A 266-nucleotide genomic window follows, 5' to 3' on the forward strand; every position below is an offset into this window, starting at 1 on the left:
ATATCGGACTTAAGACATTCGTCAGCATACATCTTCTTAAGACGTGCATTTTCAACTTCAAGTTCTTTTAAGCGCGCAATTAAAGAGGCATCCATGCCGCCATACTTTGAGCGCCAGTTGTAAAAGGTACTTTGGCTGATGTTATGCTCGCGGCACAGCTCAGTGATAGGAACGCCTTGTTCGGCTTGTTTTAGGATGTTGACGATTTGGTTGTCGCTAAAGCGTGTCTTTTTCATAGGATTCTCCTGCTGGTGTATTTTAGCAGT

General features: G+C 43.6%; 1 protein-coding gene. It reads right to left on the reverse strand.

The window, feature by feature from the left end; genetic code table 11:
• A partial coding sequence (locus ACT3RN_RS16355; protein ID WP_444518910.1) for a transposase occupies positions 1 to 236 on the reverse strand: 236 nt, incomplete at its 3' end.
• Positions 237 to 266 lie beyond the last annotated feature (30 nt).

Origin of the sequence: Psychrobacter sp. AOP5-GZ1-6, assembly GCF_052376345.1 — a bacterium.
Taxonomy (GTDB): Bacteria; Pseudomonadota; Gammaproteobacteria; order Pseudomonadales; family Moraxellaceae; genus Psychrobacter.